This window comes from Proteus sp. FZP2095, assembly GCF_023701425.1.
Taxonomy (GTDB): Bacteria; Pseudomonadota; Gammaproteobacteria; order Enterobacterales; family Enterobacteriaceae; genus Proteus; species Proteus cibarius.
Map to the genome: position 1 here is coordinate 1,026,289 of NZ_JAMQBJ010000001.1, position 15,067 is coordinate 1,041,355.

A 15,067-nucleotide genomic window follows, 5' to 3' on the forward strand; every position below is an offset into this window, starting at 1 on the left:
CAGCGCATTTAGTATGGACTCTTCATTTCCGCCATTCTACTTGATGAACAGATTCAATAAAAGAGCTTACTTGAGTGATAGGAGATTTCTATACACAATTTAACGAAATATCGTTATATCATAAGGTTTATGATACTCTTTTTTTCAACTAATAACGAATTAAAGGAATGTCTCAGCTATGCGTTCACGCTTTTTTTCAACCAAACAATTGCTGCGCCTTATCCCGCTAACAGCGTTGTTGCTGAGTGCCTGTAATCTAAATCAGATAAAAACTCAAGGCTCGGCATCTGATAACGATATGCAATGGCAAGCTCGCCAACAAGCATTAAAGAAAATTTCACAATATGAAACCCGAGGCGCTTTTGCTTATATCGAAGATACAAACAAAACCTATGCTCGATTCTATTGGCAAGACAGAGCCGATGAGCGTTATCGCTTATTGCTTACCAATCCTTTAGGCACAACAGAACTCGATTTAAATGTCATGCCTGGAGTAATTGAAGTTACCGATAATAATGGTAAAAAATATTATAGTAATAACCCTACTGAGATGATTTACCAGCTCACAGGTATGGTTATTCCACTGAAAAATCTTCGTGCTTGGCTCATCGGTTTACCGGGTGATGCAACTGATTTCGCGTTAGATGCTAATCACTTACTAAAATCTGTCACCTTGCCCGCCCCTGAAGGAGATTGGATTGTAACTTACCAAGCTTATGATTCAAGTACCACACCCAACCTGCCACAACGCCTTGAATTAAAACAAGGTGAACGCACTATCAAATTAAAAATGGATAACTGGGATATACAGCAATGACACTAAGTTGGCCTTCTCCTGCCAAATTAAATCTTTTTCTCTACATCACGGGGAAACGCCCTGATGGTTATCATAATTTACAAACGTTATTTCAATTTTTAGATTATGGCGACACACTCACTATTACACCTCGTGATGATACCCAGTTAACTATCTTGACGCCGATTGATGGCGTAGAAGATAAAGATAATTTAATTATTAAAGCCGCTAAATTGCTTCGTGATTATTGTCAGCAACATAATATTCCTTTGCAGTATCACGGTGCAGATATCAGTATTGATAAAAAACTTCCTATGGGAGGTGGCTTAGGTGGAGGTTCTTCTAACGCAGCAACGACATTAATTGCACTTAATTACCATTGGCAGGCCGGATTAAGTGACGAAACCTTAGCCGAATTAGGTGTAAGTTTAGGTGCGGATGTTCCTGTTTTTGTAAAAGGTCATGCTGCATTTGCCGAAGGCGTTGGTGAAATTTTGACCCCTGCAGAACCAAAAGAACAATGGTATTTGGTCGCACACCCCGGAATTTCCATTCCAACACCGACAATCTTCACAGATCCAGAATTAAAACGTAATTCTCCTATTCGCTCTCTTGGCGCATTATTAAAGGCTCCGTTCGAAAATGACTGTGAAATGATCGCAAGAAAACGTTTTCGTGAGGTTGAATATCTGCTTTCGTGGCTGTTAGAATATGCACCGTCACGCTTAACTGGGACAGGTGCCTGTGTGTTCGGTGAGTTCGACTCACAAGTTGCCGCTAGTGAAGTGTTAGTTAACGCCCCTGAGTGGGTGCATGGATTTGTAGCGCAAGGCGCCAACATTTCTCCTCTGCATTTATTCCGCTCAAGGATACCTGTGTTATTGCACCCGTAAGATGATGTTTACAAACCTTATGTTCATAAACACGTTCTTTACTGGTCAACAATATCTCTCTCTGGACGCAAGCCTGAGGTTTTTCTCGTGCCCGATATGAAGCTTTTTGCTGGTAACGCAACCCCGGAACTGGCTCAACGTGTTGCCAACCGACTCTACACTAGCCTAGGAGACGCGGCTGTAGGTCGTTTTAGCGACGGTGAAGTCAGTGTGCAAATCAACGAAAACGTACGTGGTGGTGATGTATTTATCATTCAATCAACCTGTGCACCTACTAATGATAACTTAATGGAATTAGTGGTAATGGTTGACGCATTACGTCGAGCTTCCGCTGGTCGTATCACTGCTGTTATTCCTTACTTCGGTTATGCCCGTCAGGATCGCCGTGTTCGTTCAGCCCGTGTTCCTATTACGGCAAAAGTTGTTGCGGATTTCTTATCTAGTGTAGGCGTAGACCGTGTTTTAACCTGTGACTTACACGCAGAACAAATCCAAGGGTTCTTTGATGTACCGGTTGACAATGTCTTCGGCAGCCCGATTCTTTTAGAAGATATGCTTCAAAAAGATTTGGACAACCCTATTGTTGTTTCTCCAGATATTGGCGGTGTTGTTCGCGCTCGCGCTATCGCTAAGCTTCTGAATGACACTGATATGGCTATCATTGATAAACGCCGCCCTCGTGCTAACGTTTCTCAAGTTATGCATATTATTGGTGATGTTGCTAACCGCGACTGTATCCTTGTTGACGATATGATCGACACAGGCGGTACATTGTGTAAAGCAGCTGAAGCGCTGAAAGAACGTGGTGCTAAACGTGTATTTGCTTACGCGACTCACCCAATCTTCTCTGGTAATGCTGTTGAGAACATCAAAAGCTCTGTTATTGATGAAGTGGTTGTCTGCGATACAATTCCATTGTCAGCAGAAATCAAAGCATTAAATAAAGTCCGCTCATTGACCCTTTCTGGCATGCTGGCTGAAGCAATTCGTCGCATTAGCAATGAAGAGTCAATCTCTGCGATGTTTGAACATTAATTTGTTATAACATTCATTGCAATTTGAGATAACTAAACCCGCTATAGCCTTTGTTATAGCGGGTTTTTTGTTGTTTTTTCTCGAATAATAATTTTAGACAACAAAAAACCCGTTATCATTAAACGGGTCTATAAGTATGTATTACTACGCATAATGATAACTGTTATTCACTTAATATCAGTTATTAACTTCATTGTTATTTTTATTTAGTCTGATATTTATTTGTGATAACAACATTATGGATAACGGTGATTGTCATGACGACGATAACGTTCATCATGATTACGTAACCACCAATATCTTTCTGCTATTGTTTCTCTACCACCAATACGGGCGCCTGCTAACCAAATCAAAGCACCAATAAAGATCCCCATTAAAGATATATCTGATAAAAATTCAGGGAGTCCTAATGGGAAAATATGAGTAAGAAGCGTATAACCCAGACTACCGAGCATAACAATCATCCCCGTAGCCATACATAAATTACCAACTGCAAATGCATGTTTATATTTCATGTTGCACCTCCAAGCGCGTCGTCAGACGATTCAACAACAAAATACATCGAATAACCTTTTGTTCTTTGCAGTTATTATAGCCATAAATACTAAGAAGTTATTGTCGAAGGGATCACAACGCTCCGAAATTTATTGACAATTCTTAACAAAAAATGTGTTTTTTTCTTTCAAAAGAAGAAAATAACGCCGATTTTGTTATTTTCGCTCTTTTTGTTAAATCAAAAAAGGGAGATTCCCTCCACTTATCATTCCCAAAAATATTCTATGTAATCTATTTTGTGCTTCTGAGCTTAGACAGGTAAACTATGGCCTTTCTTTTAAGACGATAACAGTGAAAGGCTATTGTGAGTAAAATTAAACTTATCGTCGGGTTAGCAAACCCCGGTGCAGATTATGCCCAGACTCGCCATAATGCGGGTGCTTGGTATGTTGATTTATTGGCTCAACGTCATCAACAATCTCTAAAAGAAGAGAGCAAATTCTTTGGTTATACCGCACGCATTAATTTGAATGGTAATGATGTTCGATTATTAGTGCCTACAACTTTTATGAACTTAAGTGGTAAAGCAGTACAGGCGATGGCAAATTTCTATCGTATCGAGCTTGATGAAATTTTAGTTGCACACGATGAACTCGATTTACCACCCGGTGTTGTCAAAATGAAGTTAGGTGGTGGCAATGGCGGTCATAACGGTTTAAAAGATATTCAAAGTAAGTTTGCTAATAATCCTAACTTCTATCGTTTACGCATTGGCATTGGTCACCCTGGTGATAAAAATAAAGTTGTTGGTTTTGTATTAGGTAAACCACCAATGAGTGAACAGAAACTAATTGATGACGCTATTGATGAAGCACTTTCATGCACAGACATTTTAATGCGTGATGGTTATGAGAAAGCAATAAACCGCTTGCATAGCTTTAAAGCGTAATCATTATATTGATAAATTAAGTAATTTTAATATTCAGAGGGTAAAGCTCTCCTCTTCTTTTGTGCGATTAATCCCTGATGATTTAATAAAACAGGGATTTGCTCTATAATAACGCCAAATTTTTTTAACAGCACACAACAGGAATACTCCCTCCTGTTGTTTTTATGTGACAAGGTGAACGTTTATGGGATTTAAATGTGGTATCGTCGGTCTGCCTAACGTAGGGAAATCTACACTGTTTAATGCCTTAACTAAGGCAGGTATTGAGGCAGCCAACTTCCCATTCTGTACTATCGAGCCAAACACAGGTGTTGTTCCAATGCCTGATCCTCGCTTAGATAAACTAGCTGAAATTGTTAAACCACAGCGTATTTTACCAACAACAATGGAATTTGTTGATATCGCAGGTTTAGTAAAAGGTGCATCTAAAGGTGAAGGTTTAGGTAACCAATTCCTAACAAATATTCGTGAAACTGAAGCGATTGGCCATGTGGTTCGTTGTTTTGAAAATGACAATATCATTCACGTTGCAGGAAAAGTTGATCCTGCTGAAGATATCGAAACCATTAATACTGAATTAGCCCTTTCTGACTTAGATACCTGTGAACGTGCAATGCACCGTAATCAGAAAAAAGCAAAAGGTGGCGATAAAATTGCTAAAGCAGAAATGGAAGTGTTAGAAAAATGCTTACCGCATTTAGAAAACGCAGGTATGTTACGTGCTTTAGATTTAACTGAAGAAGAAAAAGCAACTATTCGTTATTTAAGCTTCTTAACGTTAAAACCAACAATGTATATTGCAAACGTTAATGAAGATGGTTTTGAAAATAACCCATATCTTGAAACTGTTCGCAAAATCGCAGAAGCAGAAGGCTCTGTAGTTGTTCCTGTTTGTGCTGCTATCGAAGCAGATATTGCTGAGCTAGAAGATGCAGAACGTGAAGAGTTTATGCAAGATTTAGGCATTGAAGAGCCTGGCTTAAACCGTGTAATTCGCGCAGGTTACTCATTACTGAACTTACAAACCTACTTCACTGCTGGCGTTAAAGAAGTACGTGCATGGACAATCCCTGTAGGTGCAACAGCACCACAAGCAGCAGGTAAAATCCACACTGACTTTGAGAAAGGCTTTATCCGTGCTCAAACTATCGCTTATAACGATTTTATTACTTACGGTGGTGAACAAGGCGCTAAAGAAGCAGGGAAAATGCGTGCAGAAGGTAAAGAGTATATCGTTCAAGACGGCGATGTAATGAACTTCTTATTTAATGTCTAAATTTTTTCCTTCATAATAACAAACCACGTAAATAGAGGAAAACTCAAATACGTGGTTTTCTATTAAGTAATAAGATAAAAGATATATTCCATTTTTTCTTAAGATGAGTATTTATCTTTATCAGTTTGCCAATGTAAAGGTATTATTTTCTGATAAATCGATTCAAAATGTTTTTTAGCATGTTTTTTCATTTTCAATAAAGTATCTTTAATTTCAGAATACTTCTCCATATCATATTCAGAAAATGCATCAATCCATTCCGGATATTTACTGCCCATTAATTCTATATTTAATTCATTTGCTTTATTTATTAATGCACATGCATAATTTAATATAGGTTGATAGTATTCTTTTTTATATACATCAAAAACAAATTCATATACAAAATCAATAAATAATATGGCAAGACTCAGTAAATATTTAGATTTTTCTTTATTATCTAACAACGTCAATTCAAAAACCTTACAAATATCTTCATAATGTTCTGGTTTAAGTGAAATACCTTCTTTTGCATCTTCAGGAATGAGTAATAACTTTTCAAATATTATTGATATATCTTTATACTTTTCCGTATCAAGAAAATCTTCCTGAGAGGTGATAGGTATGTCCATCCATTTTGATTGGAATTGTTTTTGATAGTCACCAAGATTAAGTAACGATAAAAACTTATCAAATTTAACTTCATTAACAGACATATTATAATTATTTTTAAAAACTTTAAAAAATTTATTAAATAAAATTTCAGCATTGATATAATCGTTTTCTTTATACTTCCCATCAACATAAAGAAAATACTTATTCCACTTTACATCACACCCCATATGATTATTAAATAGCATTTTGGTTATATTTTTATGATTAATTATTATAGCCTTATCTTCACTAACAAGAATGTAATTATTATACTCTTCACTTCTCCAGTTAATACGATAATACCCGTTACTAAAATTATTTTTCCCCACAAAAGGCTTTACTTCATCAAGTTCAAGATATCTGTCATATAAAACTCTAGCTTTCTCTTTTATTTTTTCATTACCATGATAAAGTGATAAAGTCATTAATTTAATAAAACTACCATTTTTATTTAACATGAAATCTTTTAATTCTTGAATATTGTAAAAATCAGAAAGAAGATTTAAATAAGTCATTATGTACTTATCTTCCATATAAAAATCAAAATCTTTCCCTTGTTTATTCGCACATTTTATTTCAAATAACTTCTTAATAAATTTAGAAATAGTTTCATCTTCCACACAAAACTTCATACTTATAAGATTTTTAATTATTGAATCTATAGGAACTTCGTTCGTCATCTCAGCTACATTTATTTTTTTTATAATATCTTTAATAAGAGATACTTTTATTTCTTTATATTTATCACTTATAGTTTTAATAATCTCAAATGGCGAGTTTTTATAGCGTTCCTCATTTAAATGATAATTTAAACTCTGACTGTCAGAGAAATATATCGTTGCTCCATCAAGTGTTGCATTTGAAAAATCGGTTAGATATTCTCCAACAACAATCTTAATTTTAGCATTAGTCAAATCAGCGCCTTTATATATTGCACCATCTATATTTACATCACTTAAGTCCACACCTTTTAGACATGAATTGGAAAAGTAGATATTTACATTCTTAATATCAAAATCTTTAGTTGATACTTTAAATTTTTTATTACTTAAATCTCTATTTTCTAAATAAAAACCCCTTAAGTTATTTGCATCAATATGTATATTTCTATAATCATTACAGTGTTCAATTATTTTATTGATATTAATCGAATTCTCTAATTTTCTTTTAATTGAAGAAACTTTTGATTCTCCTATTAGCATTTTAACTTCTTCAAACATTTCTTTAATTTTATCGCCAGGGCTATCATAATAATTATATTCATTTTGATATTCATTGTTTTTTTTAATTGCTTCCAACCTTTGAAATAACATTTTATATTTACTTTCTTTTTGTTTATAAAAAAGACTATCACCATTATTTTTTTGTATTTTCATTGTAGTTATTTTCATTTTTATTGCTAATAATTTAGTTGCAAAAGAAAAATTGCTCTCTGTTGGGTTGTTTTTTGCCAAATCAACAGCAGACAAACTATTCCCAGCAATACGAGAACTCAGATATAAATATATATTATTCAAAACTCCTCCTAAAAAGCTTAAAAAATACAATATAATATAATCAAAAATTATTGAATCACTATATTATTTCTAATTACTTATACTTTAAAAAAGCAACCAAATTAGCAAATTGAAGCTTTATAATTTCCTTCTTCTAAAATAAAACAACCACAATTAGATTTTTCGTTCTAAAAATTGTAGAAATCATGATGAAAAATTTACCTATCCACACAAATGGTTCGATTTTAAAATCATAAAATCAACTATTTTAAACTTTGCTTTGATATAAAAAAGTTTAATAAAACCCATCAATAACAAATTAAATATCAGAACGACTTAACTTAATAAGGTTTATTAAACCACACAAAAAAATAATCTATACTTATTTTTTAAGTATACAACTATCACACACTATTCAATAACAATTAAAACATTTGAAAAATTTATGTATTGATTTAATAATAAATTTGATAGTCAATCAATGGTTATCTTTATTTAATAAGGATCGGTTTTATTATGAACAGCAGTCTTAAATATAACATGCGAGATAATAGCGATATCAAACAAAATAAAGAGAGTGGTTGCCAATGTGGGCAAGAAATAATAAACAACTTAAATAATTATATTAATAATCATCCCGAATGTACTATTTATCAAAATTCATTAATGAGTAGTTTAATTGCGGGTGTATATGACAGTGATATCACTATTGCTGATTTATTAAAGCATGGTGATTTCGGTTTAGGAACGTTCAATCAACTTGATGGTGAATTAGTTGCATTCGACAGTAATGTTTTTCAGCTACGCTCTGATGGTAGTGCGCGAAAGGCATTAAATTCTCAAAAATCACCTTTTGCTGTAATGACATTTTTTAATTGTGATATTGAACATCACTTTTCTTATGGTGCATCACAAAAAGAAATACACAATGTAATTAATCAATATGTTCCTTCCGATAATTTATTTTGTGCAATCAGAATTGAAGGCGAATTTGAATTAGTTAAAACACGCACCGTTCCTCGCCAAGAGCCTCCCTACCTTCCGATGTTAGAGGCTATCGAAAATCAGCCTATTTTTAACTTTCACAATGAAACAGGAGTTATTGCAGGTTTTCGCTCCCCACAATTTACTCAAGGGATCACTGTTGCGGGATTTCATGAGCATTATATTAATCAACAACGCCAAGGTGGTGGTCATGTTCTTGATTACTATTTAAAAAAGGGCACATTACAAATCGGAATCATTTCTCGCCTTACCATTGATTTACCCAGCCAATCCGCTTTTCTACAAGCTAACTTAATGCCAGACAATCTCCATCAAGCAATAGAAAAAGCCGAAAATTAATTTAAAAGTCGCTTCATTTTATTCTCAATCCAATTTTTTATTCACTTGCAAAATCAAAGAAGGCTATATGAATACTCCTCATTGGAAATGTGGTGCAGATTTAGTTGTCAAACAATTAGAACAACATGGCATTAAGCAAGTATTTGGTATTCCGGGTGCAAAAATTGATCGTGTATTTGATTCTCTTGTTGATTCCAGCATTGAAACAGTGGTTGTTCGCCATGAAGCTAATGCCGCATTTATGGCTGCCGCGGTTGGTCGTTTAACCGGTAAAGCGGGAGTGGCTATCGCAACATCAGGTCCGGGATGCTCTAATCTTGCCACAGGCATTGCAACAGCAACGTCTGAAGGTGATCCATTAGTTGCGTTGGGAGGATCAGTAAAATCCTCCGATAGATTAAAACTGGTTCATCAAAGCATGGATACCGTTACCATGTTTAATCCAATTACTAAATTTTGTGCTGAAATTGATTCTTCAAAATCAATTTCCGAAACTATGGCTAATGCCTTTCGCCATGCAGAATCAGGAAGACCGGGCTCCGCTTTTTTAACTTTTCCAATGGATATTTTAAATAATGAAGTTAGTAGCCCAATATTAGTACCTAAATCAAAATCCAATATTGGTAGTGCAAATAATGATGCCATCCAAGAAGCTGTTAAATTACTGCTGAATGCCAAAAGCCCTGTTATTTTATTAGGACTACAAGCTAGTTACCCTGAAAATGCATTAGCATTACAAAAACTACTTGATACTTGCCCTCTTCCGATTGTGGGTACTTATCAATCAGCAGGTGCGATTGCTCAGCGTCATTTTCCTTTATTTGCTGGTCGTATTGGTTTATTTAATAATCAACCGGGCGATGAGTTATTATCTCACGCTGATTTAGTCATAACTCTGGGCTATAGCCCTATCGAATATGAGCCGTCATTATGGAATCATAATAATGCCAATATTATTCATATAGATGAGATCCCCGCTGAAATTGATTTAGCTTACTGCCCTGATTTAGAATTAACAGGCAATATCAAATTAACAATTGATAATTTAACTCGTTATTTTGCTAAACGATCTACATCTCAAATTATACTCTCAAATAATACTAGTCAGGTTTTAGAGAAAATTCGTCACCAAAGAGAAATTTTGCAACAAAATAGTTATTTTCGGCATGGTTCTCCTATTCACCCTTTAACCATCATCCATGAGATGCAAAATATTATTGATAACGATGTAACACTCTGCATTGATATGGGGAGTTTCCATATATGGCTCGCTCGTTACCTCTATAGTTTTAGAGCAAGACAAATGCTGATTTCAAATGGACAACAAACAATGGGTGTTGCATTACCTTGGGGAATTGGCGCTTCTTTTGTTCGACCATCCGATAAAATTATTTCTGTTTCTGGTGATGGTGGTTTTATGCAATCGTCCATGGAATTAGAAACTGCGGTTCGTTTAAACACCAATATTTTGCATATTATTTGGGTGGACAACGCCTATAATATGGTAGAAATGCAAGAGCAAGAAAAATATGGTCGTTATTCTGGTGTAAAATTTGGGGCAATTGATTTTAAACGTTACGCTGAATCCTTTGGCGCTAAAGGATTTTCTGTTGAATGTGCTTCTCAATTACGTACTGTGTTACATGAAGCAATGGTTGTTGATGGCCCTGCGGTACTTGCTATCCCTGTTGACTATCGAGATAACGCTAAACTAATGGAACATATTGATTACAATTTAATTATTTAGTGTATTTTAAACTCATCATATAAAAGCCCCCAGCAATATAAAATATCACTGAGGGCTTTCTAATGTAGCTCTACTGTTTGTTTTTATTTAAATATTCAGTGACATGAGTTTCAATATTTTTACACTCACTCCTTAGCAAATTTATTTTCCTGATTGGATATTTATATCTACAACTTCACTCTCGAATAGTAATAAAGTCTATTCTGTATTTTTGCTAGCCCCACCTGATACAGGTCCAATCTTTTCTTTCTTGAAAAATAAACCTAAAATAACAATGATTAGCGAAATAATTAATCTTTTACTTATTTGATTTAAGTATCTCTTTTCCTATTTACACCCGTCAATCGTTTAGGATAACACCATGCTACAATCACCTCATCTTTCTTCTCATGCTCGATTTATTGCACTTCGCCTTCTCCCTAATGAGGATGTGATTATGGCATTACGACAGATTATTAAAGAACAAAATCTGAAATCGGCATTTATTGCAGGTTGTGTGGGAAGTTTAACAGATGTGGTATTACGCTTTGCAGGTCGCGAAGAAAATCGCTATCTTACAGGTAAATTTGAAATTGTTTCACTGATTGGAACATTAGATGACCAAGGTGAACATTTGCATTTAGCGGTTTCAGATGAAAATGGATTAATGTGTGGTGGACATATGATGCCAGGTTGTACAGTGCGCACGACGCTAGAGCTCGTTATTGGTGAGTTAGAGCAAGTGACTTTTAGCCGTCAGCCTTGTGAACACTCTGGTTATGAGGAGTTGGTCATCACACCGCGTAAATAGCCTTTTTATAAAAAAGCGCTATTTATGCAAAATAATAAAACCAATAGTCACTATCCTTTGTAAAGGTTTTTAAACTATGTCTACAACTCCTCAAATTTCGAGCCGTACTCTTGTGCTCATTGTTGTTTCTATTGCAATAAATATGATCGGTGGTCAAATCACCTCTATGGTCAAACTTCCTATCTTTTTAGACTCTATTGGCACTCTTATCTGTGCATTATTAGGTGGACCGTGGGTTGTATTATTTACTGGATTATTAACCAACCTATTATGGGGGTTAATTAGTGGGCCAATGGCTGCCGCATTTGCACCTGTTGCCATGATGATAGGATTAAGTGCAGGTTTATTAGCGCGTGCAGGCGGCTTTCGCTCTTTAATTCGCGTTATTGGCTCAGGCGTTGTCATTACTTTAGCGCTGATGATTGTCGCTGTTCCAATTCGTACTTATTTATTTGGTGGTGCAACTGGAAGTGGTGCAGATTTCTTTGTCGCTTATTTCCATGCTGTTGGTGAAGGACTTATTGAATCTGTTGCAATTACTGTATTAGGTGCAAATCTTGCCGATAAAATATTATCAGCAATTATTGCTTGGTTATTAGTACGTCAATTACCACAAAGAACACAACGTAATTTCCCTGCAATAGCTAAGGTTCGCTAATAATGCATCCCTTTACCTCATTAGCATTATGGCTTTGGCTAAGTGCTAGTGTGCTTTTTTTATCATTAAGTTTACCACTGCTGATAATCAGCAGTGGTACTTTTATTAGCTTATTACTTTGGAAAGCCTCTCGCTGGCGTTGGCGCTTTATTGCATGGTTGATGATCCCAATGGCAGTAGGCTTATGGTTAGTTCATAGCGGTTGGCTTGCGTATTGGTTAACAGGCGGCATTTTAGATACCAGTAAACAAACTATGGCAATAGCACTGTGGCTAAGATTATTAGCAATAATAAGCGGTGCTCAATTGTGGTTGCAATACACTTCAACTGAACAATTTATCAGAGCCTTATTTGCTAGCCGTCTACCTATGAGCCTTTCTTATTTATTAGCAGGGCCTTTACTGCTTGTAGAACAATTACGCCAACAACTACACAATATAAGGGAAGCACAATTAGCGCGAGGTGTTCCTCTTGATGGCTCATTTTGGCAGCGTCTAATAACATTACCTGCCATTATCTTGCCACTTATTAGCCATGTGTTAAGTGATTTAACTATTCGCAGTGCTGCATTAGATATGCGAGGATTTCGTATTATCAAAAATCGCACCACACTATCTCCTCCTGCCGATAGCCAGCTACAAGAGGTGCTACGCTGTTTTATTTTACTGCTTATAGTTGTTGAAGGAGGTATTTGGCTATGGTACTAAATCTTCAGCAATTTAGTTTTACCCCTAAAGATAATGAGTACCCAATTATTGGTCCAATTGATTTGCAATTAAAGCAAGGGGAATGGCTTGTTGTTTTAGGTGGAAATGGCAGTGGGAAAAGTCTTCTTGCACAATTGCTCGCAGGTTGGTACCCCGATTTATTAACAGGTTCATTGCAAGGTTTGGGTGTTGTACAAAATATTGCTCTAGATAAAAGCCGATTAGTATCGCTGGCCCCAGGAAGACAACTTGTTCAACAATCCCCCCAATTACAGCTCTCTGGCTGTGCTTTTACTGTAGAGCAAGAGATTGCTTTTGGTCCTGAAAACTTAGGGCTAAGTGATAATGAAATTCGATTTCGTGTAAAAGAAGCAATGATATTAACACAATGCGACAGCTTACGTTTTCGCCACCCATCTACACTTTCAGGCGGAGAAGCTCAGAGAGTTGTGATTGCAAGTGCACTTGCTATGCACCCAAAATTATTATTACTTGATGAAGCATTTAGTCGTTTAACGCCTAATGCGACACAACAATTACAACAACGTATAAAACAATATTCAGAAGAACATAAATGCAGTGTGATTATTTTTGAACGTAGTTTATTACCTGCAATAACGCTTAGTGAACAATTTTTATTGTTAGAAGCAGGAAAAACAAAAGCAACAGGCGCCTTAGAAGATATATTTCCTTTCTTATTTTCAACAATTAATGCCCCTGACTCATGGCAAGCTTTAAATTGGTTAGTTGAAAACCATTATTGGAACAAAAATATTGTAAATAACGATAAAGCTTTGCTGAAGGCTTTTAAGGAATTTTATGCTACAGCTGGATAAAGTGTCTTATCGTTGGAGCGAAGATGTTCCGCCTTGTATTTCTCAATTATCTTTAACGTTAAATCAAGGTGAATGGGTTGCACTCGTTGGTGATAATGGTGCGGGTAAATCAACTTTATTACGTTTAATTGCGGGATTATTAACCCCCAATGAAGGTGAGGTAAAACTCAATAATCAGTCATTATCTCAAATGAAAGCTGCGCAACGTGCTCAATATATTGGCGTATTATTCCAAGAGCCTGAACGACAAATATTTCATAATACAGTAAAAAAAGAAGTCGCTTTTGGTCTGAAACAACGCAAATTTTCTAAAGATGAAATTAAAAAACGTTTAGATGAAACATTAATGCTTTGTGGCTTAAGTGATGTCGTTAATGTTCATCCTTTAGATTTACATGCTGGTCAGCGCAGAATGGTTGCCGTCGCCAGTTTAAGTATTCTATCCCCTCAAATATTACTGCTTGACGAACCGACTCGTGATTTTGATGCACATTGGCTAACTTGTTTTGAAAATTGGCTTCAGGTACAAAAAACATTAGGGACATCTGTTCTTGCTATTAGCCATGATCTGGACTTTACTGCACGCCATTTTCAGCGAGTCATTCATTTATCTTCAGGTAAATTAATTGCCGATGATGTACCTGAAAAGGTATTAATGAGCTCAACATTGCAATCTCTTTCAGATATACCTGCACCTACGCTATACTCTTTAAGCCAAAAATTAAAATTACCAACTAAAAATTCCCCTATTGAATGGGCTAAAATGCTAGTTGAAATGAATGATAGTCATAAAATTAACTCATAATAATCTTAAACCTTATTTTCCCATTACTCGTAGCCATCGTTGTTTATTTCGTTACTGGAGATAATAAAATGGAAATGATCCATACTCTATTAGACTCACTGGGTCATTTATCTCCTATTACACTTTTTCTCTCCATTACCTTAATCACTGCGGGAAAATCAACTATTGGTATTTCTTCATTCTTACCTCCTGCATCTTTAATGTTGATCTTTATTTTTGGTGCCTGTTTGCCTCTTTACTCACCTATCTTTCTTTGGCTAGCAACCAGTTGTGGTGCACTATTAGGCTCGATTATTAGTTATGAATTAGGTCGCTCTATTTATCGATTTCCTCGACTCAAGGCATGGGTTAAGCGTTATCAATCAAAAATTAATCGAGTTCAGCAGTTATTAAAAAATAAGACCCTCTATATTTTATTTATCTCTCGATTCCTCGCTGTATTTCGTTATTTAACGCCTTTTAGTGCCGGCCTATTAAAACTACCCACATACGGTATTTACATCACCAGTGCTATTTCAGCATTAATTTGGTCAGCTATGTTTGTACTGATTGCAACAGGCGTACTTTCCATTGCCTTATAAGCGTTTTAATTACGACTAATTTTACT

15 protein-coding genes are annotated in these 15,067 nt (G+C 35.5%); 13 read left to right on the top strand and 2 right to left on the bottom strand.

What is annotated here, in order from left to right:
• The first annotated feature begins 178 nt into the window (after positions 1-178).
• The 3 genes from lolB (at position 179) to prs (ending at position 2,724) form a co-directional block, all read left to right on the top strand.
• Positions 179-817 carry a lipoprotein insertase outer membrane protein LolB gene (lolB, locus tag NBG71_RS04865; RefSeq protein ID WP_075671009.1) on the top strand — a complete coding sequence of 213 codons (639 nt, stop codon included), beginning with the start codon at positions 179-181 and terminating at the stop codon, positions 815-817.
• A complete protein-coding gene (ispE, locus tag NBG71_RS04870) occupies positions 814-1,689 on the top strand; it encodes a 4-(cytidine 5'-diphospho)-2-C-methyl-D-erythritol kinase (protein ID WP_109419814.1) in 876 nt (291 codons plus the stop codon). The genes lolB and ispE overlap by 4 nt, the downstream gene beginning before the upstream one ends.
• A gap of 87 nt (positions 1,690-1,776) precedes the next feature.
• On the top strand, positions 1,777-2,724 hold the full coding sequence (gene prs, locus NBG71_RS04875; RefSeq protein ID WP_036912921.1) for a ribose-phosphate diphosphokinase: 948 nt from the start codon (positions 1,777-1,779) through the stop codon (positions 2,722-2,724).
• A gap of 236 nt (positions 2,725-2,960) precedes the next feature.
• Here the strand turns inward: prs and ychH are convergent, their stop codons facing one another.
• Positions 2,961-3,239, bottom strand: coding sequence for a stress-induced protein YchH (gene ychH, locus NBG71_RS04880; protein ID WP_075671005.1), 279 nt, complete (start codon positions 3,237-3,239; stop codon positions 2,961-2,963).
• A 344-nt stretch (positions 3,240-3,583) separates the two neighbouring features.
• Between ychH and pth the strand changes: the two genes are divergently transcribed.
• Both pth and ychF read left to right on the top strand, forming a co-directional pair.
• Positions 3,584-4,168 carry an aminoacyl-tRNA hydrolase gene (pth, locus tag NBG71_RS04885; protein WP_036912918.1) on the top strand — a complete coding sequence of 195 codons (585 nt, stop codon included), beginning with the start codon at positions 3,584-3,586 and terminating at the stop codon, positions 4,166-4,168.
• A gap of 184 nt (positions 4,169-4,352) precedes the next feature.
• Positions 4,353-5,444: a redox-regulated ATPase YchF gene (ychF, locus tag NBG71_RS04890; protein WP_072064039.1), complete on the top strand. Its 1,092-nt coding sequence runs from the start codon at positions 4,353-4,355 to the stop codon at positions 5,442-5,444.
• A gap of 98 nt (positions 5,445-5,542) precedes the next feature.
• Here ychF and NBG71_RS04895 read toward each other — a convergent pair whose 3' ends face one another.
• Positions 5,543-7,594 (bottom strand): pentapeptide repeat-containing protein, encoded by a 2,052-nt coding sequence (locus tag NBG71_RS04895; RefSeq protein ID WP_250916588.1) that lies wholly within the window; start codon positions 7,592-7,594, stop codon positions 5,543-5,545.
• Between the two features lie 495 nt (positions 7,595-8,089).
• Here NBG71_RS04895 and budA point away from each other — a divergent pair, with 495 nt between their 5' ends.
• From budA to NBG71_RS04935, 8 genes are all read left to right on the top strand, one after another.
• Complete coding sequence (gene budA / locus NBG71_RS04900; protein WP_075671001.1) at positions 8,090-8,917, top strand: acetolactate decarboxylase; 828 nt, start codon at positions 8,090-8,092, stop codon at positions 8,915-8,917.
• A gap of 67 nt (positions 8,918-8,984) precedes the next feature.
• Positions 8,985-10,664, top strand: a complete 1,680-nt coding sequence (gene alsS / locus NBG71_RS04905) for an acetolactate synthase AlsS (RefSeq protein ID WP_099660339.1) — start codon at positions 8,985-8,987, stop codon at positions 10,662-10,664.
• A gap of 361 nt (positions 10,665-11,025) precedes the next feature.
• Positions 11,026-11,454 carry a PPC domain-containing DNA-binding protein gene (locus NBG71_RS04910; protein ID WP_075670997.1) on the top strand — a complete coding sequence of 143 codons (429 nt, stop codon included), beginning with the start codon at positions 11,026-11,028 and terminating at the stop codon, positions 11,452-11,454.
• A gap of 76 nt (positions 11,455-11,530) precedes the next feature.
• Positions 11,531-12,112, top strand: coding sequence for an ECF transporter S component (locus NBG71_RS04915; protein WP_250916589.1), 582 nt, complete (start codon positions 11,531-11,533; stop codon positions 12,110-12,112).
• Positions 12,113-12,114: 2 nt separating this feature from the next.
• Positions 12,115-12,819: an energy-coupling factor transporter transmembrane component T gene (locus NBG71_RS04920; RefSeq protein ID WP_075670993.1), complete on the top strand. Its 705-nt coding sequence runs from the start codon at positions 12,115-12,117 to the stop codon at positions 12,817-12,819.
• Positions 12,810-13,655 (top strand): energy-coupling factor ABC transporter ATP-binding protein, encoded by an 846-nt coding sequence (locus NBG71_RS04925; protein WP_075670991.1) that lies wholly within the window; start codon positions 12,810-12,812, stop codon positions 13,653-13,655. The genes NBG71_RS04920 and NBG71_RS04925 overlap by 10 nt, the downstream gene beginning before the upstream one ends.
• Positions 13,639-14,460, top strand: a complete 822-nt coding sequence (locus NBG71_RS04930; RefSeq protein WP_250916590.1) for an energy-coupling factor ABC transporter ATP-binding protein — start codon at positions 13,639-13,641, stop codon at positions 14,458-14,460. Before NBG71_RS04925 ends, NBG71_RS04930 begins: the two co-directional genes overlap by 17 nt.
• Positions 14,461-14,528: 68 nt before the next feature.
• Complete coding sequence (locus NBG71_RS04935) at positions 14,529-15,041, top strand: DedA family protein (protein ID WP_099660337.1); 513 nt, start codon at positions 14,529-14,531, stop codon at positions 15,039-15,041.
• Positions 15,042-15,067: the final 26 nt, after the last annotated feature.